We start from the raw sequence: 19385 nt of genomic DNA, 5'->3' as shown, positions 1-19385 counted from the left end.
CGTCGCAACCGCCCCGCCCCCGCCGGCCCCGGCACCGGCGGCCCCGAGCGCCGTGCCCGTGGCGCCTCCCTCCGCTCCGGCCGCCATTCCCGTCCAGGCCGCCCAGGCACCCGGTGCAGCCCGGCCGCCGGTCGGCATTGCCGCCGCGACAAGGCCGACGGCACCTCCTCCGCGCGTGGCGCGCACGCCGCGGGACAGAAGCTTCTCGATCTGCGCGACGCCGAGCTGTCTGTGACGACCGGCGTTCCCGGCCGGCGCTCCTGCGGGCACGGCCGACCACGCGCGGCGTAGACCCGGGCAATCGTCGCAGCACGGCTCACGCGGGTGCGACACGCACACGGGGTGGCCGTTGCGGCCACGCTCGGGCTAGGCTGGCAGGCGGCACGACGGTCTTCCGCGCCCGGGGCGCCCTTCGCAAAGCAACGGCATGCGAGCACGACAACTCGAGGTCTTCTGCGTCCTGATGCGCTGCGGCACCGTCACCGGCGCGGCGGCGATGCTGAACATCTCGCAGCCGGCGTTGAGCCAGATCCTGCTGCACACCGAGGACCAGCTCGGCTTCAAGCTGTTCGACCGTGTGCGCGGGCGCCTCGTGCCGACGCAGGAGGCGCGCGAGATCTACCCGGACGCCGAGCGGATCTTCTCCCAGCTCGGAGCCCTGAGCCGGCGCACCGTCGACATGCGCCTCGGCCGGATGGGGCTGGTTCGGCTCGCAGCCTCCGCACCGCCCTCGATGGCGATCGTGCCGCGGGCGCTCAGCGCCTTCCGCGCGGCCCATCCCGACATCGTGGTGCGATCGCTGATCGCGCCGGTGGGCAACATCGTCGACATGCTGCGCAGCGGGGAGGTCTCGCTCGGGATCGCGATGAACGACGAGCCCCGCTACGACATCGACGTGGAGACGATCGGCCAGGCCGAACTCGCCTGCATCCTGCCCCAGGACCATCGCCTCGCCGGCCGCGAGGCGGTCGGCTTCGCGGACATCGCCGACGAAACCCTGATCTCCTATCGGGCAGGGACGCTTCCAGCGAGGCTGCTCGGCGTCGTCGCGGCCGAGCAGGGCCTGCCCTACCTGCCGGCCATCGAGATCGATCTCTCGATCACCGCCCTGCCCTTCGTGCGCGACCGCCTCGGCGTGGCCATCGTCGACGGGCTGCTGCCCTGGGAGCAGTTTCCCGGGATCGTGAAGCGCCGCTTCCTGCCCCGCACCGTGGTGCCGATCACGCTCCTCACGCGGCGCGATCATCCCTTGTCGGCCATCCACGCCCTGATGCGCGAGCAGCTGCGCGAAGCCTGCAGCGCGCTGGGCTGGAACGGCCTCGAAAGACAGCCCGAGCCCGACGCGCCCTGAGGCCTCGCTTCAGCGGTCACCCTGGAGCGGATCGACGGCGGCGGCCGGGCCGGCGATCGCCGCCACCGGCGCCGGCCGCACAGGCGCCTGGCCGCGCAGGCGACCGGCCTGCGCCGGGGAGGCGTGTCCTGCGGCGGCCGCCACGATCTCCGCCCCCGCGATCTGGCAGTAGCGTCCCTGGCAGCGGCCCATGCCGACGCGCCCCAGCGACTTGGCCCGGTTGACGTCCGCGCCGCCGTGCGCAGCCGCGGCGCGGACCATCCCGGCCGTGACGCCCTCGCAGCGGCACACGACCGTGCCGTCGGGCGTCTGCCGCACCATGTCCCGCGGCCAGGGAAAGGCGCGTGCGATGCCTTGGGCGAAGCGCGACACCCGGGACAGCGCTGCAAGGTCCGCCGCCGTGCGCTGAACGGGCAGGCCGAGATCTTCCAGGCATGCGGCGCCGGCCAGCCGACCGGACAGTTCCGCGCCGTCGGCGCCGCGCAGGCGGAAGCCGTCGCCGGCCAGGTACACGCCCTCGGCTCCCCGCCCCATCGCATCGCCGCGCGGCAGCCACTGGCGCCAGGTCTCGTCGAAGTCGAAAGCGCAGCCGGCGAGCTCGGCAAGCTGCGTTTCGGCCCGCAGATGCCAGCCGAGCCCGACGGCATCGCAGGGCGACCGGCGAGGGCGCCCCCACGCATCGTGCCAGGTCACGGCGACGGGTCCCCGGGCGTCGGTCTCGATGGCGCCGAGCCGAACGCCGGGCCGATAGAGGCGGGCCAGGCGGGCCCGCATCGCGAGCCCGCGCACGGTCAGGGAGGGCCGCGTCATCAGGTCGGGCAGGCCGCGAAGCTGGTCGGCCAGGGATGCCGTGTCGAGCACGGCCTCGAGCCGGGCGCCCGCCGCCAGGAGCTGGGTCGCCACCAGCGTCAGGAGCGGCCCCGAGCCGGCCAGCACGATCCGGCGGCCCAGGGCCACCGCCTGGGCCTTGAGAGCCACCTGCATGGCGCCGAGGCTGTAGACGCCGGGGCTGTCCCACCCCTGCACGGGCGCCAGCCGGTCCGTCGCACCGGTGGCCAGGACCAGACGGTCGAAGCGGACCGTCGACACGCCCTCCGGGCCGAGGACCTGGAGCGACCTCTCCGCGACGGCGAGGACCGCACAACGCGGCCAGTGCCGCGCCCGTCCCTGGGCGACGAGCCGATCGAACGTGGCGTGCAGCGCGACGGCCTTGCCGGCCTCCGACCCGTACAGGACGGCCGGCGGCCGGCTCAAGGCGTCCGGCGGTCGGCGGTAGATCTGGCCGCCGGCCCGTTCGCCCTCGTCGATCACCAGCGGAACGAGCCCGGCCGACGCCAGCGCCTCCGCGGCGCGGATGCCGGCGGGGCCGGCCCCCACCACCACGACCTGCGGGCGGGCGGTCACGGCCAGTCTCCGGGCGGGCGCGTCAGGAGCCGCATGCCGGCCGCGATCGGCGTCGAGCAGGCGCGCAGGCGCGGCCCCTGCTCCTGCCACATCCAGCAATCCTGGCAGGCGCCCATGAGGCAGAAGCCGGCCCGGTTCCCTTCGCGCGGGTCGCCACCGCGCAGCGCGGGCGCGACGGCGAGCACGGCCGTCAGGACGGTGTCGCCCGAGAGCGCGCCGTGCGCGATGCCGTCCAGCGTGAACGCCAGCGGCTCGCGGCCGTGGCCGGCCAGGCGCACGACCCTGCCGCGGCTCTCGCCCGGGTTGTCCATTCAGCCCGCTCCCCCTGTGGCCGGCGCCGGCATGTTCGGGAACCTCGCCTGCACCTGCGCCAGGGCGTGCTGCACGCCCTCTGCCCCGGAACGCCCGCTCATCCTGCGGAAGATCTCCGTCTTGGCGAAGAAGCGCCAGTGGATCGGCAGGCCCGCAAGGATCGCGGTGAGCCGCTCATAGGCATCCGGCGTCCAGCGGGCCTCGTAGCCGTCGCGCTCCGGCCCAAAATGGAAATGAGCGCCATGCGCGGGCATCGTCGCCCGCAGGAGGCGGGTGGCGGCCTCGTCGAGCCGGCCGTCGCGCACCACGACGCCATAGTCCCGCTCGGCAGCCTCGACGGACACGTAGCCGCGCTCCACGTCCTGCACCACGCGCCAGGGTTCACGCTCGCGCGGGTCGCCGCGGCCTCCGCCACCGGCCGATCGGATGGAGAGGACGTCGCCGGGCTGCAGGACCGCCGTGTCGACGTTGCCGAGGCGGCGCTCCTCCGCGCTGCCCGGGTTCACAGCCATGTCGGACAGACCGGCGGCGCGCCCGCCCAGGACGCCCCAGGGCCGGAAGAAGCTGCGGTCGCGGTTGCGCACCGTGATGCGGCTGTCGGGCGCGAACACGCGGAACGCCATGTCGGTCGCCAGCCCGCCGCGCCACCGCCCGGCGCCACCGCTGTCGCGCGCCAGGCCGTAGCGCACGAATTCCACCGGGGTCTCGGTCTCGGTGATCTCGATGGGCGTGTTCTTCAGGTAGGCGGCGTCGGCCCCCGAGCCGTTGGTGCCGTCCCGGTGGGGCATGCCGCCACCGCCACCGACCACCGGATTGACCGCGGCGATGACGGTGCGGCGCGTGCGCTCGTCCGTGGTCATGACGTTGACGATGCAGTTGTTGCCGGCGGGCGCGGCGGGGAGCCGGTCGGGGATGGCCTGCGAGAAGGCCCCGAAGATCACCGAGCGCAGGCGGGCGCAGGTCAGCGAGCGCATGCCCACGGCAGCGGGAAACACGGGATTGAGCACGGTGCCTTCCGGCGCGATGCAGGTGAAGGGCCGTGTCAGCCCGGTGTTCAGGAGGATCTTGGGGTTCAGCGTGTAGAGGACGTAGTAGATCCCCACCAGGAGGATCGTGTGGCGCGGGTCGCCGCCGGACGGGACGTTGAGCGAGGAGGCGAGCTGGGGATCGGAGCCGGTGAAGTCGAGCAGCGCCTCGTCGCCCCGGATCGTCAGCGTGACGTGCAGGCGGCACGGGTTGGCCTCCACCGAGTCCTCGTCGGCATAGTCGGAGAAGGTCCAGGTGCCGTCCGGCATGTCGCGCAGCATGGCCCGCGCCTCGGCCTCGGCGTGATCGAGCAGCGCCTCGACCCCGTCCAGAAAGGCCTGCTTGCCGAACTTGTCGATCATCGCCAGCACCTTGCGCTCGCCGGTCGCAAGCGCGCCCACCAGGGCCTTGATGTCGCCGATGTTGAGGTCGGGCTTGCGGACGTTGGTGACCATGATGCGCAGGATCTGCTCGTCGAAGACCCCTTCGTTGACGAGCTTCATGGGCGGGAAGCGGATGCCCTCCTGGTGGATCTCCGTCAGCGCCCGCGACAGCGATGCCGGCACGGCGCCGCCCATGTCGGTGTTGTGGATGTGCCCGCCCGTCCAGGCCACGATCTCGCCGTCGTGGAACACCGGCTTCCACAGATGCGTGTCGGGCACGTGGGTCGCCACGTAGCAGGCATAGGGATCGTTGGTGAAGGCGACGTCGCCGGGTCGGTAGTCGTCGACCATGGCCAGCGCCCGCCCATAGGTCAGGCCCGGAAACCAGGTCGCGCCGAGCTCCATCGGCACGCCGAAGGTCTCGCCCTTGCGGTTCATCAGCATGACGGTGAAGTCCTCCGTCTCCTTGACGAAGGCGGAGTGGGCCGTGCGCTGCAGCGTGTGGGCCATGTTCTCGGCCGCGGCCCGGACGTGGTTGGCGAGGACCCTCAGGTTCATGCGGTCGAACATCGGCGTCACTCCGGGAAGGTCAGCTGCAGGTTGAGGTGCCGGTCGACCCGCACCTGCGTGCCGGGCGGGATGGCCAGCGTCGTGTCCTCCTGCGCCACGACGGCCGGTCCCGCGAAGCGCTGGCCGGGCACGAGGTCGGCACGGCGGTAGAGGCCGACCTGCGCGAGGGCGCCATCGACGTGAACGGCGATGCTGCGTTCGGCAAGGGCCTCGCCGTCGATCTCCTCGGCCTGCGGGAAGGCGAGGGACGGCCCGGCGCCGAGCGCCGACAGCCGCAGGTTGACGATCTCGATGTGCCCCTTCTCGTCGAAGAAGTCGTAGAGCCTGGCATGCGTCGCGTGGAAGCGCCCCGCGATGGCGTCGAGGTCGCCGCGCGCCAGCCAGTCCGCGTCGAGGGAGGTCTCGATTTCGTAGCTCTGGCCGGCATAGCGCATGTCCGCATGCAGCAGCAGATCGACGGGACCGCGATGACCCTGCTCGGCGAGCCACGCGCGTCCTTCCTCCGCCATCTGCGCCACGGCCTCGCGCAGGTCCGGCAGGACGGCCGGCGACAACGGCCGGAAGAGCGTCCTGATGAAGTCCCCCCGCAGGTCGGCGACGAGGCCGCCGAGGGCCGAGACGACGCCCGGACGCCGCGGCGCGAGCATCCTGCGCAGTCCCAGTTCGCGCGCCAGCAGCGCCCCGAGCATCGGACCGCCGCCGCCGAACGGCATCAGCGCGAAGTCGCGCAGGTCCACCCCCGCGCGCGACGCCATCTTCTCGACCTCGACGAAGAGCTCCGAGATGGCGACGTCGAGGATCGCCTGGGCCGTCGCCTCGACGCTCCGTCCGGTCCGAGCGGCGAGCCGGCCCACCGCGGCGCGGGCCTGCGCCGGGTCCATCTGCAGCTGGCCATAGGCCATCGCGCTGTGGCCCAGCCAACCGCACACGACCATGGCGTCGGTCACCGTCGCCCTCTCGCCGCCACGTCCGTAGCACGCGGGCCCGGGCGTCGACCCCGCGGACTCGGGGCCGACCCGCAGGATGGCCTGCTCGTCGACGCTGGCGATCGAGCCGCCGCCGATCCCGATGGAGCTCACCGCGACCGAAGGGATGTGCAGCGGGAACTCGCCGATCATCTCGCCGGTGCCGAACTGCGGCTGGCCGTCGACGATCAGCGCGAAGTCGGCCGACGTGCCGCCGATGTCGAGCGTCAGGATCCGGTCCTCGCCCGCCTGGCGCGCCAGCCAGGCCGCCCCGATCACCCCCGAGGCCGCCCCGGAGAGCAGCATCTTCACGCAGGAGCGCTTGCCCTCGGCGGCGTTCATCACGCCGCCGTTCGACTTGGTGAGCAGGGGGGTCGCGGGGACGCCCCGGGCCGCCAGCCGCTCCTCGAGCGCCGTCAGGTATCCGGAGATGCGCGGGTGGACATAGCCGTTCAGGATGGCGGTGGTGGTGCGCTCGTATTCGCGGATCACCGGCCAGACCTCGGCCGAGGTGAAGACGAACAGGTCGGGGGCGAGCCGCGCCACCTCGGCCTTGACCCGGCGCTCGTGCCCGTCGTCACGCCAGGCATGGAGGAAGGATACGACGATGCCCGCGACGCCCTTCGCCCTGGCGGCGGCGACGGCATCCGCAACGCTCGCCAGGTCGGGCGGCGCGGCCTCGCTGCCGTCCGACCGCATTCGCGCCGGGATGCCGAAGACGCGGTCGCGGGACACGAGCTGGTCCGGCCGCGAGCAGAACAGCGAGTAGGTCTCCGGCATGCGCAGGCGCGCCAGCTCGATCACGTCCTCGAAGCCGGCATTGGTGAACAACGCGAGGGACGCGCCCTTGCGCTGGATGACCGTGTTCATGCCCACCGTCGTGCCGTGCACGAACCGGGACACGGCAATGGGATCGAGCCCCTCGCGCTCGGCCAGAAGGGACAGCCCGGTCATCAGTTCGGCGCCAGGGTCGTCGGGGGTCGTGAGGACCTTCAGCGACGCCATCCGGCCCGAATGCGTCTCCAGGGCGCAGAAGTCGATGAAGGTCCCGCCGATGTCGACGCCGACCTTCCAGTCGGCGGCGGCATTCCCCTTCTCGGACATCGGCATGGCATCGTCCCCCTGGTGTCGGACGAAGGCTGCCATGCGCCCGGCGGCGGGGTCCAATAGCGAGGCGGGGCAAGCGCATAAGCCGGACTTATGGACGCCCGCGCACTCCCACTTTGACCGCCCCGTCCGATCGCGCCACCGTGCCGGGTGTCCGGTGCGACGGGGTGCGGAGCGGGGAGCTTGAATGGACGCGATCGTGGTCGGCGGCGGGCTGATGGGAACCGCGGCGGCCTTCTTCCTGGCCCGCCGCGGCGTGCGCGTCACGCTCCTCGAGCGCAATCGCGTGGGGACGGGCGCGACGGTCGCCTCCTTCGGGAACGTCCGGCGTACGAACCGTCACCTGACCCAGCTTCCGCTCGCGCACCGATCCCTGGCCCTGTGGAACGAGGCCGAGGCGATGCTCGGTCGCGACGTCGAGTTTCGCGTGACGGGACATCTCCGCCTCGCCTTCGAGGATGACGCGCTGCAGGACATGCGCGCCTACGCGCGGGCCGCGCTTCCCTGGGGCCTCGCGCTCGAGGAGCTCGGGTCGAACGAGCTGCGCGCGCGTTTCCCCGGGATCGGCCCGGATGCGATCGGGGCGTCCTTCTCCCCGCACGACGGATGCGGCAATCCACGCGTGATCGCCCCGGCCTTCGCCGAGGCCGCGAGGCGGCTGGGCTGCAGCATCGTCGAGGACTGCACGGTGCTCTCGATCCACCACACGGGCACGGGCTTCACGGTGGAGACGTCCCGGGGCGTCTTCGGGTCGGAGGTGCTCCTGAACGCCGCGGGAGCCTGGGGCGGCCGCATCGCGGCCGATCTCGGCGAGCCCGTCCCGATCGCCGCGCGCGGCCCGCAGATGGGTGTGACCGAGCCGCTGCCCCACCGCATCCTGCCCGTCGTGGGGATCTGGACGCGCCGGGCGGGCGCCGACGGCTACCTGCGACAGGTCGAGCGCGGCAACGTGGTCTTCGGCGGCGCGGCGGACCGGGTGGCCGTGGACCTGGATCCCGGCCACGCGCGTCCCGATCCCGCCGCGCTGCCGCGGCAGCTGCGCGCCATCCTGCGGCTGGTGCCGGCGCTGGCGGACGTCTCGGTCATCCGGACATGGTCGGGCTGCGAGGGCTACCTCGCCGATATGCTGCCCGTGATGGGGCCGTCGGCGATCACGCCGGGCCTCTTCCATGCCTTCGGTTTCTGCGGCCACGGGTTCCAGCTCGGGCCGGGCGTGGGGGAGACCATGGCCGATCTCATCGCCAGCGGCCACACGGACATCCCGCTCGAGGATTTCCGCATCGCGCGCTTCTCCGGCGCCGTCAGCTGAGGGCGTGGCTGGCGAGCGCGTAGGTGCGCGGGCCGTCCGGCGCGGAGGGCGGCCGCAGCCAGGGCCGCGGCCCCAGCGACATGGTCGTGACCGTGTCGAAGAAGCCCACGCCTGCGCCGATGACGGCCTGGGCGAAGGGCCCGTCCTCGTGGCGCGTGTCGACGCGCAGGAACTGGCCGGGATGCCGCTCCACGTGCGGGGCGAAGAGCGCGATGGCGTCGTCGTCCGTGCCGGCGACGATCGGGCCGATGACATGCCCACGCCCGAAGGGCCGGCACATCGAGAAGCCCACGATGGCGTCGTGCCGGACCAGGACGAGCCCGTCCGAGTGCTGCTCGAGCAGGGCGAGGAGGCGGCCGCGATCCGTGCCGAAGGCTTGCCGGTCGAGCGCGGTCACCGCGTCCAGATCGTGGGGGCCGAGCCGGCGCAGGACGCCCGCGGGGACGACGTCGGGCGCCCCCTTGGCCTCGCCCTGGCACTGGTAGACCGTGGCCTCGGCCCGAAAGCCCATCGACCTGTAGAGCGGCCGCGCGGCCCGGGTGGCGTTGAGGCCGAGAAGGCGCGGAGCGGTCCGCGCGATCACGTGCTCCATCAGCCAGCGGCCGGTGCCGTGGGTTTGCAGGCGCGGCGAGGTGATGAGCATCCCCACGGTGGCGAAATCGTCGCCCTGGCGGAACCACATGGCCGTGCTCATCACGCGCCCGATGTCGTCGCAGGCGGCGACGCCCTGGCCGAACTCCCGCAGCATCTCCCAGTCGTCGGCACGGTGCGGCCAGCGCACGGCCATCGACAGCGCATGCAGCTGCTCGATGGCCACGTCCCGGATGTCGGCGATCCGCATCCGGTAGGATTCGAGCGTCCGCTCGGCCAAAACGTGCGTCACTGGTGCCAGCCTTGTCACAGCGCCCCGCCTCCTTGATACGGCAAGGCGCGCGGAATCTTGCGCCGACGAAGGGCATCCTGCCCACACTTTCCACTGAATCGTCGGGATGGCGGAGGGACGCAGCGCCGCCGGCTTCCGCAGCCGCGCTTTTCGGCGGGATCTGCCGTCCCGCAGCGAGGGTTCGACGCAATATGCCGCCTTGGGCGGGCCAAGCTGCCGCCGGCCGGGGCTCTCGCCCTGGCTTCGCGCTCCCGAACGCCGGATCACCGCCTTGGCCTTCCTCTTCCTCTCCGACGCGCACCGGGGCCGGATCTTCCGGGACGCCTTCGCCCGCACCCGGCCCGACCTCGCCTTCGCGACGGATGCGGGCGAGATCGATCCCGACAGCGTGCGCTACCTGATCACCTGGACGCTGCCGCAGGACCTCGGCCGATACCGCCGGCTCGAGGTGCTGTTCTCCATCGGCGCGGGCGTCGACCAGTTGCAACTGGATCGCGTGCCGGCAGGCGTCGCCGTCGTGCGCATGGTCGAGGACGGGATCGTCCGCATGATGCAGGAGTACGCGACGCTGGCGGTGCTCGCCCTGCATCGCGAATGGCCCGGCTATGTGGACCAGCAGAAGCGCGGCGAGTGGCGGGCCCGCCCGGTGGTCCAGGCCGGCCAGCGGCGCGTCGGACTGCTCGGGCTCGGGATGCTGGGCCAGGCCGTCCTCGAGCGCCTCGCCCCGTTCGGTTTCCCGCTGGCGGGCTGGAGCCGCTCGCCGCGCACCCTCCCGGGCGTCGCCTGCCATCACGGGCCGGCCGGGCTCGAGGCCCTCCTGGCCTGCACCGACATTCTCGTCTGCATGCTGCCGCTGACCCCCGAGACGCGGGGCTTCCTCGATGCCGGCCTCTTCGCGCGCCTGCCGCGCGGTGCGGCCCTCGCGCATCTCGGGCGGGGCGGCCAGCTCGACCAGGAGGCGCTCCTGGCGGCCCTCGACGACGGCCAGATCTCCGCCGCCGTCGTCGACGTCACCGACCCCGAGCCGCTTCCGGCCGGACATCCCCTGTGGTCCCACCCGCGGGTGATGATCACGCCCCACGTGGCCAGCATCACCCAGCCCGAGACCGCCGCGGCGGCCGTGCTCGACAACATCCGCCGGCACGAGACGGGCCGCCCCATGATCGGGCTCGTCGATCGTGACCGCGGCTACTGAGACACCCCTTTCCCGCGAGGAAGCACCATGAGCCTGCTGACGACGATCGACACCAACCCCTCGGCCGAACCCAAGATCTCCAAGGCCCTGCCCGAGCGACTGGTCGCGGGCGATCCGACCTTCCGGACCTGGGCCCAGGACAGCTCGCGCGACGGAACCGTGCGCACCGGCGTCTGGGAGGCGACGGCGGGCGAGACGATCTCCATCAAGGGCGAGACCTTCGAATTCTGCCACATCCTCGACGGCATCCTGCAGCTGACCGAGGACGGCGGCGAGCCGGTGACCTACCGCAAGGGAGACAGCTTCGTGATGAAGCCCGGCTTCCGCGGCGTGTGGAAGACGATCGAGACGGTGCGCAAGATCTACGTCGTCGTCGGCTGAGGGCCGGGCCGCCATGACCAGCTTCGACCCGGCGGGCCTCGCCTTTCCCGCGGCCCATTTCATCGGTGGGCGCATGGTCGGGGCGCCGGCCGCCTTGGAGCTGAGACGCCCGTCCGACGGGGAGGCCTTCGCCGCCTGCCCGGTCGCCGATGCCGACGTCGTCGACCGCGCGGTGTCGGCCGCGCGCGCCGCGCTGGCGGCGAGCGGATGGGGCGGTCTGCGACCGCGCGAGCGCACGCAGGCGCTGCATCGCTGGGCCGACCTGATCGAGGCGCAGGCGGAGCCGCTGGCGCGGCTGGAGGCGGTGGCCTCGACACGGCCGATCTCGGCGCTGCTCGAGGGTGACCTGCCGGTGACCGTGGAGCAGATCCGCTTCTTCGCCGAGTTCGCCGACAAGGAGGGTGGCGACCTGGTGCCCACCGCCGACGACAGCTTCGGCTTCGTGGCCACGGAGCCCTACGGCGTCGTCGGCGCCATCACGCCGTGGAACTTCCCGCTCTCCATGGCCGCGTGGAAGCTCGCCCCGGCGCTGGCCGCCGGCAACGCGGTGGTCCTCAAGCCCTCCGAGATGACGCCGTTCGCGACCCTGCGCATGGCCGAGCTGTCCGTCCAGGCCGGAATCCCGGCCGGGGTGATCGCCGTCGTGCTGGGCGACGGCCCCGAAACGGGTGCCGCTCTCGTCGCCCATCCCGACGTCGCCAAGGTCAGCTTCACCGGATCCACGGCCGCCGGCTCCGCCATCATGGCCAACCTGGCCCGCACGGGCGTGAAGCCGATGACCCTTGAACTGGGCGGCAAGAGCCCGCAGGTGGTGTTCGCGGACGCCGATCTCGACCTCGCCGCGTCCAGCATCGCCGGAAGCGTCCTGGCCAATGCCGGGCAGGCCTGCGTCGCCGGCACCAGGCTGGTCGTGCAGGCCTCGGTCGCCGGGGCCCTGGTCGACGGGATCCTGGAACGGATCAGCGGCATCCGGCCCGGCCCGACCTGGGACGCGGCCACGCGCTACTCGCCGATCGTCTCGCAGCGCCAGCTCGGTCGCGTGGACGCCATCGTGCGGCGGGCCGTCGACGCCGGCGCGACGGTGCTGGCCGGAGGCGCGCCCCTGGAGGGGCCGGGATACTTCTACGCTCCCACGGTCCTCGCCGATGTCGGGCGCGACTCGCCCGCGATCCTCGAGGAGATCTTCGGCCCCGTCCTGACGGTGCAGATCTTCGAGGACGAGGACGAAGCCGTCGTGCTCGCCGACCACCCGAGCTACGGCCTCGCCGCGGGTCTCTACACGCGCGACCTCTCCCGGGCCCTGCGTCTCACCCGCCGTCTCCAGGCCGGCACGATCTGGGTGAACCGCTACGGGAGGTCGCGGGACCACATCCTGCCCACCGGCGGCTTCAAGGGCTCCGGCATCGGCAAGGACCTCGGCCGCGAGGCCTTTCGCGCCAGCCGGCGCAGCAAGAGCGTCCTCGTCGCGCTGCGGTGACGCGGCCACGACCGAACGATCCTCGACCAGGGAGACAGACCATGCCGATCAGCACCGACCTCCTGCGCCAGCAGTGCCTCGTGGGAGGCCGGTGGTGCGACGCGGCCAGCGGGGCGACCATCGACGTGACCGATCCCGCGACGGGGCAGGTCATCGGCACCGTGCCGGACGCCGGCACGCAGGACACCCGCGAGGCCATCGCGGCGGCAGCCGCCGCCTTCCCGGCATGGCGGGCCCGCACCGCGGCCGAGCGCGCGGCGCTGCTCGAGCGCTGGCATGCCCTGATGCTGGAGAACCTCGACGCCCTCGCGCTGATCCTGACGACCGAGCAGGGCAAACCGCTCGCCGAGGCCCAGGGCGAGATCCGCTACGGCGCGTCCTTCGTGAAGTGGTTCGCCGAGGAGGCGCGCCGCGTCGGGGGCGGAACCATCCCCTCGCCGACGCCGGATCGGCGCATCCTCGTCCTCAAGGAGCCCGTCGGCGTGTGCGGGATCGTGACGCCGTGGAATTTTCCCAACGCGATGATCACCCGCAAGGTCGCCCCCGCTCTCGCGGCCGGGTGCACGGTGGTGATCAAGCCTTCCGACCTGACGCCCTACTCGGCGCTCGCCCTCGGCGTGCTCGCCGAACGTGCCGGCATCCCGGCCGGGGTCGTGAACATCGTGACCGGCATGCCGGCCGGGATCGGGGCGGAGATCACGGCCAATCCCACGGTGCGCAAGATCTCCTTCACGGGGTCGACGCGCGTGGGGGCGCTGCTGATGCGCCAGGCCGCCGACAGCATCAAGCGCCTGAGCCTGGAACTGGGAGGGAACGCCCCGTTCATCGTGTTCGACGACGCGGACCTCGACCGCGCCATCGAAGGCGTGATCGCCTCGAAGTTCCGCAACGGCGGCCAGACCTGCGTCTGCGCGAACCGCATCCTGGTGCAGGACGGCATCTACGATGCTTTCGCCGAACGCCTCGCGGCCCGGGTCTCGGCCATGAGGGTCGGCCCGGGGACGCAGCCCGGCGTCGACATCGGGCCCATGATCAACGCGGCCGCGCTCGACAAGATCGAGCGTCACGTGGCCGATGCGGTCTCCAAGGGCGCGCGGACGCTGACGGTCGGCGCCCCGACCCCGGCGGGCGGCTTCTACGTCGCGCCGGTGGTGCTCGGCGACGCGACGACGGACATGGCGCTCGCCGCCGAGGAGACCTTCGGGCCCGTCGCGCCGCTGTTCCGGTTCGGGAGCGAGGCCGAGGCCATCGCGATCGCCAACGGCACGCCGTATGGGCTCGCGGCCTATTTCTACACCGAGAACCTGAAGCGGGCCTGGCGCGTCGGCGAGGCTCTGGAGTTCGGGATGGTGGGCCTCAACACCGGCGCCATCTCGACCGAGGTCGCTCCCTTCGGCGGCGTCAAGCAGTCCGGGCTCGGACGGGAAGGGGCCCAGATCGGCATCGAGGAGTATCTCGAGACCAAGAGCTTCCACATCGGCGGGCTGGACTGAGCGCCGCGGCGCGGCGCCCGTCCCCGCTCACTGGAAGCGGTCGAGCATCTTGTAATAGAAGCCGACGATGGGCAGGAACCAGGGCTGGCCCAGGTGCCCCGGCACGGCCGGCCAGGAGAGCCCCTTCAGGGGGTTGTCGTCCTGCTGGCCGAGGATGGCCCGGGCCAGCGTCGCGCCCATGTAGCCGGACATCTGCGCCCCGTGCCCCGAGTAGCCCATGGCGTACCAGAGCCCGTCCTCGTTGCGCCCGGCACGCGGATAGCGATCCTTGGTCATGTCGACGAGGCCGCCCCAGCAATAGTCGACGTCGACAGTGGCGAGCTGCGGAAACAGCTCCGCGAGGCCGGCGCGCAGGATGGCGCCGCTCCTGGCATCCGACTGCTGGTTGGAGACCGCGGAGAAGCGCGCCCGGCCGCCGAAGATGAGGCGGCGATCGGGGGAAAGCCGGAAGTAGTTGCCGATGTTCATCGAGGTCACGAAGGTGCGCTCGCGCGGCAGGGCGCCGGCGACCTCGACGTCCGACAGGGGCCGCGTCGCGACGATGAAGCTGCCCACGGGGATGATGCGGCGCCTGAACCAGCCGAAGGCTCCCGTCGTGTAGGCGCCGGTAGCGACCAGCACCTCCTTCGCGGTGAGGGTTCCGCGCGGGGTCTGCAGCACGAAGCCGCCAGCCTCCCGGCGCAGGGCCGTGACCGGCGCCTTCTCGAAGATGGTCGCGCCGCGACGCACGGCCGCCTCGGCCAGGCCCGTGGCATAGCGGCCCATGTGCATCACGGCGCTCTTCTTCGACAGCATGGCGCCGTGGAAGGCGTCCGAGCGCACCTCGCCCTTCAGGTCGTCGCGGCTGAGCAGGGCGGTGTCCGGATCGACCTCCCGATGCACGACGTCGAAGTTGCGGGCGATGGCGTCGAAATGGGCCGGCTTGGAGGCGAGCTTCAGCTTGCCGACCCTCTTGAAGTCGCAGGCGATCCCCTCGTCCGCGACGGTGCGCTCCACGTGGTCCACCGACGCGTCGAGCGCACGGTAGAGGGCGACCGCGCGCTCCGGCCCGAGATGCGCCTTGGCGGCCGTGAACGAGTGCGCGAGCCCGTTGTTCAGGTGGCCGCCGTTGCGTCCGGAGGCACCGCTGCCGATCGTCCCGGCCTCGAGCAGGACCACCTTCGCGCCGCCCATCGCCAGCGTCCGGGCCGCGGAGAGGCCGGTGAAGCCGCCGCCGACCACGGCGACGTCCCATGTCCCGTCCGTGGGACCGGCCGTCGCGCCCGTGAAGGCCGGCGCCGTGTCGTGCCAGTAGGATGCGAAGCGCATGGCGGATCCTCAGAGGCCCAGCACGCCGGGCAGGCCGGAGATGTCCTTGATCTCCACGTACTCGTAGTAGGGATTCGGCGGCTCGTGTCCGCGGTTGACCCAGACCTTGTTCTTGATCCCCAGGTCGTAGGCCGACATCAGGTCGTACCGGAACGACGAGGAGCAGTGCATCACGTCCTCGGGGCCGCAGCCGAGCATGTCGAACATGTACTCGAAGGCCTGGAACCGCGGCTTGTAGGCATTGGCCTGCTGCGCCGTGTAGACGGCATGGAACGGGGCGCCGAGCTTGGCGACGTTGTGCATGATCTGGTCGTTCGACGCGTTGGACAGGATCACCAGCGGGATCTTCTCGGCGACCTTGGCGAGCCCCGCGGGGACGTCGGCGTGCGGGCCCCAGGTCGGCACGCGCTCGTAGATCGCCTTGGCGTCCTCCGGCTTGAACGGCACGCCCGTCTTGCGGCAGGTGCGCTCGACGGCGTTGTGGACGACCTCCGCATAGGGCTTCCAGGCGCCGAGGATCTCGTCCAGCCGGTAGGCCGCGAAGATCCGGATGAAGCGCAGCATGGCCTGCTCGTCCAGGCCGGCCCCGTAGATGTCGCGCGCCGCCTCGGCCATCTGGAAGTTGGTGAGCGTGCCGTAGCAGTCGAACGTGATGTACTTGGGCCGGAACTGGGGCATGGAGCGGGTCCTCGGATGGTCCGTCGATACGAACGAGAGTAGGACCCGCGCGGCAGAGGCATTGCCGGAATCCCGTCCTGCCCGGAGCAGATCGTGCCGTATCGCGTGAGCACGGCGGCAGAGAGTTGCGGCCGTGTCCGCGGGCGGCGGCCCCGGCGCCCGTGACGACGGCCCGCGCCGCGTCCGCCCGGCATAAGATGTGGCGGCGGTGCCGAGGAATGGCGGAAGCTGCCGCCGCGACGGCACAAGAGAGCGCAACCGCCTCGCCGGGCGGCGCTAGCGTTCCTCCATGACCAGCCACACTGCCGCGACCGCTCCCCTCTCCCGCGACATCCGGATCGGCCCGCTGACGGTCGATCGGCTCGGGGAGGCGGTCTCGCTGTCGCGCCAGGCGCAGTGGCCCCATCGCCTCGAGGACTGGGCGCTCGTGCTGGCCCAGAGCCGCGGCCTTGCCGCGCTGGACGGCGAGCGCCTCGTGGGCACGGCGCTCGCGACCCCCTTCGGTGCCGACGGCGCCACCGTGAACATGGTGCTGGTGGACGAGAGCCTGCGCGGACGCGGCATCGGCCGGCTCCTGATGGACCGGGCCCTCGCCGCCGTCGAGGGGCGGGAACAGCGCCTCATCGCGACGCGCGAAGGGCTGCCTCTCTACGAAAAGCTCGGCTTCCGGCGCGTCGGCGACATCGTGCAGCACCAGGGGCCGGTTCCGGGCGTGGCCGGGACAGACGGGCGCATCGCCTGGGACGTCGAGCCGCAGGCGATCGCGTCGCTCTCGCCTCTCGACCGCATGGCGACCGGCTTCGACCGGGCGACCATGCTGGCCGCGCTCGCAGCGGTCGGCCGGGTCGCCGTGCTGCGCCAGGACGGGACGATCCGCGGCTTCGCCGTGCTGCGTGCCTTCGGGCGCGGCGAGGTCGTCGGTCCCGTCGTCGCCCAGACGACGGCGGAGGCCAAGGCCCTCGTCGAGGCCGCCTTCGCGCGCTGCACCAGCGGCTTCGTCCGGGTCGACACGCCCGACCCCGCCCTGGGGACCTGGCTGGCGGAGCGCGGCCTGCCGGCCGTCGGTGGCGGCGTCGCGATGGTCCGCCATGCGCAGCCGCGCCAGACCTCATCCTTCCAGACCTACGCACTCGCCAGCCAGGCGCTCGGCTGAACACCGGAGACACCCATGTCCAGCAATTCGCTCGTCGAGCTCGACCGCCTGCACCTCGTCCATCCCGTCGCGTCCTACCGGGGGCACGAGCGGGCGGGCGTGAGGGTGTTGAAGTCGGCCAAGGGCGCGACCGTCACGGACGCCACGGGGCACACCATGGTGGACGGCTTCGCCGGGCTCTGGTGCGTCAACGTCGGCTACGGCGTCGACAGCATCGTCGAGGCGGCGACGCGGCAGATGCGCGAGCTCGCCTATGCCACGGGCTATTTCGGACTGGGGTCGGAGCCGGCGATCCGGCTGGCCGCCGAACTCGCCGACCGCGCCCCCGGCGACCTCAACCACGTCTACTTCACGCTGGGCGGGTCCGACGCGGTCGACAGCACCGTGCGCTTCGTCCGCTACTACCAGATCGCGCGCGGGCGGCCGGAGAAGGACCAGTTCATCTCGGTCGAGCAGGGCTATCACGGCTCGTCGACGGTCGGCGCCGGCCTCACCGCGCTGCCCGCCTTCCACCAGGGCTTCGGCGTGCCCTTTCACTGGCAGCATAAAATTCCGTCGCATTATGCCTACCGCAATCCGGCGGGCCAGGACGCCGCGTCGATCATCGCGGCTTCGACCGCCGCCCTGCGGGCGAAGGTGGAGGAACTGGGACAGGACCGCGTGGCCGCCTTCTACGTCGAGCCCATCCAGGGCTCGGGCGGCGTGCTGGTTCCGCCGGACGGCTGGGTCAAGGCGATGCGCGACCTGTGCCGCGAACTCGACATCCTGTTCGTCGCGGACGAGGTGATCACCGGCTTCGGCCGCACGGGACCGCTCTTCGCCTGCAGCGACGAAGGGATCGTTCCCGACCTGATGACCGCCGCGAAGGGGCTGACCTCGGGCTACGTGCCGATGGGGGCGGTCTTCCTGTCGGACCACGTCTACGCGACGATCGCCGACGGGGCCGGCGGCTCGGTGATCGGCCACGGATACACCTATTCGGCCCACCCGGTCAGCGCGGCCGTGGGGCTCGAGGTGCTGCGCCTCTACGAGGCGGGCCTGCTCGAGAACGGCCGCAAGGCGGGGGCCCGGCTTCTCGCCGGGCTGCGCGCGCTGGCCGACCATCCGCTGGTCGGCGACGTGCGCGGGCGCGGCATGCTGGCGGCCGTCGAGCTCGTCACCGACAAGGCCCGCAAGACGCCTCTGCCGCCCGCGGCCGATCCGGCTCGGCGCATCTTCGACAGGGCCTGGGACAACGGCCTGGTGATCCGGGCCTTCGGCAACGGCGTGCTGGGCTACGCACCGCCGCTGTGCTGCACCGACGCGGACATCGACGCCATCCTCGAGCGCACGCGGATGACGCTCGACCAGACCCTCGAGGATCCCGACGTGCGCGCCGCGATGGCCTGAGCGGCGGCGGCTTCGCCGCATCCGTTATGTGGGGCCGGGCCCGTTTTCAGAATTTTGTGCTGCGGGGACTCGCGGTTTCAGCGACTCCCGCAGCACCAGCCTGAGACACTGAGACGAAGGTCGAGATCGGCGAGGGGCCGCGCCAGGGCCACCGGGGACCTCCCGGACGCGATCGGGACCTGACTGCCGAACAGCGACACGAAGGCAGGCGATCGACCTGCGCAGAGGGACCAGACGTGGCGAAGCGCTTGCGTGACTTCCGATACATGAGCTTCGACGTCGTCGGCACGCTGATCGACTTCGAGGGCGGTATCAAGGATTGCCTGGCGGCCATCGCCGCGGAAGCGGGCGTCGCCATCGACGGCGAGGCCGCGCTATCGCTCTACCGCGCCGCGCGCTACACCCCGGATGCCCTGCGCTTCCCCGACGACCTCGCCCGCGTCTACCTCGTGATCGCGCCGCAGCTCGGCCTGCCCGCCGAACCCCGGCACGGGGAGCGCCTGCGGGCCTCGGCGGAAAACTGGAAGGGCTTTCCCGACAGCGCGCAAGCGCTCGCGCGCCTGGCGCGGCGCTATCGCCTCATCGCCATGACGAACGCCCAGCGCTGGGCCTTCGAGCACTTCTCGCTGACGCTCGGCCGTCCGTTCCACGCGGCCTTCACGGTCGACGACACCGGCCTGGAGAAGCCCGACCCGGCCTTCTTCGAGCAGGTCTTCGCCTTCGTCGGGACGGAGGGTGCGGGCAAGGACGACATCCTCCACGTCGCCCAGAGCCAGTACCACGACATCGGGGTCTCGCGACGGCTGGGCATGACCAATTGCTGGATCCAGAGGCGCCACGCGCAGCCTGGATACGGCGGCACGATCGAGCCGGAGAGCTTCACCCGGCCGGACTATCACTTCACCTCGATGGCGGAACTCGCCGACGCGGTGGAGCAAGACGAACAGGCCTGAAGGCCGCGCAAGAGGTCCCGCCGGCCGGTGCCGCGGGGCAGCGAAGTC

At 72.1% G+C, this 19385-nt stretch carries 17 protein-coding genes; 9 read left to right on the top strand and 8 right to left on the bottom strand.

Annotation, left to right across the window (positions count from 1 at the left end; translation table 11 throughout):
- On the bottom strand, positions 1-270 hold a 270-nt coding region (locus tag Q0Q47_RS26790; protein ID WP_293867470.1), incomplete at its 3' end, for a hypothetical protein.
- Between the two features lie 157 nt (positions 271-427).
- Here Q0Q47_RS26790 and Q0Q47_RS26785 point away from each other — a divergent pair.
- Positions 428-1351, top strand: coding sequence for a LysR family transcriptional regulator (locus Q0Q47_RS26785; protein ID WP_293867468.1), 924 nt, complete (start codon positions 428-430; stop codon positions 1349-1351).
- A 9-nt stretch (positions 1352-1360) separates the two neighbouring features.
- Here Q0Q47_RS26785 and Q0Q47_RS26780 read toward each other — a convergent pair whose 3' ends face one another.
- From Q0Q47_RS26780 to Q0Q47_RS26765, 4 genes are read right to left on the bottom strand one after another with little or no spacing between them, the layout of a single operon-like run.
- Positions 1361-2761: an FAD/NAD(P)-binding oxidoreductase gene (locus tag Q0Q47_RS26780; protein WP_293867478.1), complete on the bottom strand. Its 1401-nt coding sequence runs from the start codon at positions 2759-2761 to the stop codon at positions 1361-1363.
- Positions 2752-3066, bottom strand: a complete 315-nt coding sequence (locus Q0Q47_RS26775; protein ID WP_293867466.1) for a (2Fe-2S)-binding protein — start codon at positions 3064-3066, stop codon at positions 2752-2754. Before Q0Q47_RS26775 ends, Q0Q47_RS26780 begins: the two co-directional genes overlap by 10 nt.
- Positions 3067-5046, bottom strand: coding sequence for a hydantoinase B/oxoprolinase family protein (locus Q0Q47_RS26770; RefSeq protein ID WP_293867464.1), 1980 nt, complete (start codon positions 5044-5046; stop codon positions 3067-3069).
- 5 nt (positions 5047-5051) lie between these two features.
- The gene (locus tag Q0Q47_RS26765; RefSeq protein WP_293867476.1) at positions 5052-7115 is read right to left on the bottom strand and encodes a hydantoinase/oxoprolinase family protein; all 2064 of its coding nucleotides are present in this window, start codon (positions 7113-7115) and stop codon (positions 5052-5054) included.
- 190 nt (positions 7116-7305) lie between these two features.
- On the opposite strand from Q0Q47_RS26765, the gene Q0Q47_RS26760 reads away from it, so the two are divergent.
- On the top strand, positions 7306-8427 hold the full coding sequence (locus Q0Q47_RS26760) for an FAD-binding oxidoreductase (protein ID WP_293867462.1): 1122 nt from the start codon (positions 7306-7308) through the stop codon (positions 8425-8427).
- On the opposite strand, the gene Q0Q47_RS26755 is transcribed toward Q0Q47_RS26760, so the two are convergent.
- On the bottom strand, positions 8420-9310 hold the full coding sequence (locus tag Q0Q47_RS26755; protein WP_293867460.1) for a GNAT family N-acetyltransferase: 891 nt from the start codon (positions 9308-9310) through the stop codon (positions 8420-8422). The two genes, Q0Q47_RS26760 and Q0Q47_RS26755, sit on opposite strands and share 8 nt — an antisense overlap.
- Positions 9311-9581: 271 nt before the next feature.
- Between Q0Q47_RS26755 and Q0Q47_RS26750 the strand changes: the two genes are divergently transcribed.
- Genes Q0Q47_RS26750 through Q0Q47_RS26735 form a run of 4 tightly spaced genes read left to right on the top strand, consistent with a single transcriptional unit; the run spans position 9582 to position 13856 of the window.
- The gene (locus Q0Q47_RS26750) at positions 9582-10505 is read left to right on the top strand and encodes a glyoxylate/hydroxypyruvate reductase A (RefSeq protein WP_293867458.1); all 924 of its coding nucleotides are present in this window, start codon (positions 9582-9584) and stop codon (positions 10503-10505) included.
- A 27-nt stretch (positions 10506-10532) separates the two neighbouring features.
- Positions 10533-10886 carry a cupin domain-containing protein gene (locus Q0Q47_RS26745; RefSeq protein ID WP_293867456.1) on the top strand — a complete coding sequence of 118 codons (354 nt, stop codon included), beginning with the start codon at positions 10533-10535 and terminating at the stop codon, positions 10884-10886.
- Positions 10887-10899: 13 nt separating this feature from the next.
- Positions 10900-12363 carry an aldehyde dehydrogenase family protein gene (locus Q0Q47_RS26740; RefSeq protein ID WP_293867454.1) on the top strand — a complete coding sequence of 488 codons (1464 nt, stop codon included), beginning with the start codon at positions 10900-10902 and terminating at the stop codon, positions 12361-12363.
- A 41-nt stretch (positions 12364-12404) separates the two neighbouring features.
- Positions 12405-13856, top strand: a complete 1452-nt coding sequence (locus Q0Q47_RS26735; protein WP_293867452.1) for an NAD-dependent succinate-semialdehyde dehydrogenase — start codon at positions 12405-12407, stop codon at positions 13854-13856.
- Between the two features lie 27 nt (positions 13857-13883).
- Here Q0Q47_RS26735 and Q0Q47_RS26730 read toward each other — a convergent pair whose 3' ends face one another.
- Together Q0Q47_RS26730 and Q0Q47_RS26725 are read right to left on the bottom strand one after the other, a co-directional pair.
- Complete coding sequence (locus Q0Q47_RS26730) at positions 13884-15164, bottom strand: FAD-binding oxidoreductase (RefSeq protein WP_293867450.1); 1281 nt, start codon at positions 15162-15164, stop codon at positions 13884-13886.
- Positions 15165-15173: 9 nt separating this feature from the next.
- Positions 15174-15842 (bottom strand): haloacid dehalogenase type II, encoded by a 669-nt coding sequence (locus Q0Q47_RS26725; RefSeq protein WP_293867448.1) that lies wholly within the window; start codon positions 15840-15842, stop codon positions 15174-15176.
- Between the two features lie 289 nt (positions 15843-16131).
- On the opposite strand from Q0Q47_RS26725, the gene Q0Q47_RS26720 reads away from it, so the two are divergent.
- From Q0Q47_RS26720 to Q0Q47_RS26710, 3 genes are all read left to right on the top strand, one after another.
- Positions 16132-16995: a GNAT family N-acetyltransferase gene (locus tag Q0Q47_RS26720; RefSeq protein WP_293867446.1), complete on the top strand. Its 864-nt coding sequence runs from the start codon at positions 16132-16134 to the stop codon at positions 16993-16995.
- A 15-nt stretch (positions 16996-17010) separates the two neighbouring features.
- Positions 17011-18384, top strand: a complete 1374-nt coding sequence (locus tag Q0Q47_RS26715) for an aspartate aminotransferase family protein (protein ID WP_293867444.1) — start codon at positions 17011-17013, stop codon at positions 18382-18384.
- Positions 18385-18620: 236 nt separating this feature from the next.
- Complete coding sequence (locus Q0Q47_RS26710) at positions 18621-19337, top strand: HAD-IA family hydrolase (RefSeq protein ID WP_293867442.1); 717 nt, start codon at positions 18621-18623, stop codon at positions 19335-19337.
- Positions 19338-19385: the final 48 nt, after the last annotated feature.

Origin of the sequence: uncultured Alsobacter sp. (assembly GCF_945952055.1) — a bacterium.
Classification (GTDB): Bacteria; Pseudomonadota; Alphaproteobacteria; order Rhizobiales; family Beijerinckiaceae; genus Alsobacter.
The sequence above is the reverse complement of the archived record's forward strand: the minus strand, read 5'-3'. Positions and strand labels throughout refer to the sequence as shown.

What these genes read in the sequence shown, in the direction of transcription:
- Q0Q47_RS26785 (WP_293867468.1), top strand. Translation starts at nt 428, where the DNA reads ATGCGAGCACGACAACTCGAGGTCTTCTGCGTCCTGATGCGCTGCGGC.
- Q0Q47_RS26775 (WP_293867466.1), bottom strand. Translation starts at nt 3,066, where the DNA reads ATGGACAACCCGGGCGAGAGCCGCGGCAGGGTCGTGCGCCTGGCCGGC.
- Q0Q47_RS26770 (WP_293867464.1), bottom strand. Translation starts at nt 5,046, where the DNA reads ATGTTCGACCGCATGAACCTGAGGGTCCTCGCCAACCACGTCCGGGCC.
- Q0Q47_RS26765 (WP_293867476.1), bottom strand. Translation starts at nt 7,115, where the DNA reads ATGTCCGAGAAGGGGAATGCCGCCGCCGACTGGAAGGTCGGCGTCGAC.
- Q0Q47_RS26760 (WP_293867462.1), top strand. Translation starts at nt 7,306, where the DNA reads ATGGACGCGATCGTGGTCGGCGGCGGGCTGATGGGAACCGCGGCGGCC.
- Q0Q47_RS26745 (WP_293867456.1), top strand. Translation starts at nt 10,533, where the DNA reads ATGAGCCTGCTGACGACGATCGACACCAACCCCTCGGCCGAACCCAAG.
- Q0Q47_RS26740 (WP_293867454.1), top strand. Translation starts at nt 10,900, where the DNA reads ATGACCAGCTTCGACCCGGCGGGCCTCGCCTTTCCCGCGGCCCATTTC.
- Q0Q47_RS26735 (WP_293867452.1), top strand. Translation starts at nt 12,405, where the DNA reads ATGCCGATCAGCACCGACCTCCTGCGCCAGCAGTGCCTCGTGGGAGGC.
- Q0Q47_RS26730 (WP_293867450.1), bottom strand. Translation starts at nt 15,164, where the DNA reads ATGCGCTTCGCATCCTACTGGCACGACACGGCGCCGGCCTTCACGGGC.
- Q0Q47_RS26725 (WP_293867448.1), bottom strand. Translation starts at nt 15,842, where the DNA reads ATGCCCCAGTTCCGGCCCAAGTACATCACGTTCGACTGCTACGGCACG.
- Q0Q47_RS26720 (WP_293867446.1), top strand. Translation starts at nt 16,132, where the DNA reads ATGACCAGCCACACTGCCGCGACCGCTCCCCTCTCCCGCGACATCCGG.
- Q0Q47_RS26715 (WP_293867444.1), top strand. Translation starts at nt 17,011, where the DNA reads ATGTCCAGCAATTCGCTCGTCGAGCTCGACCGCCTGCACCTCGTCCAT.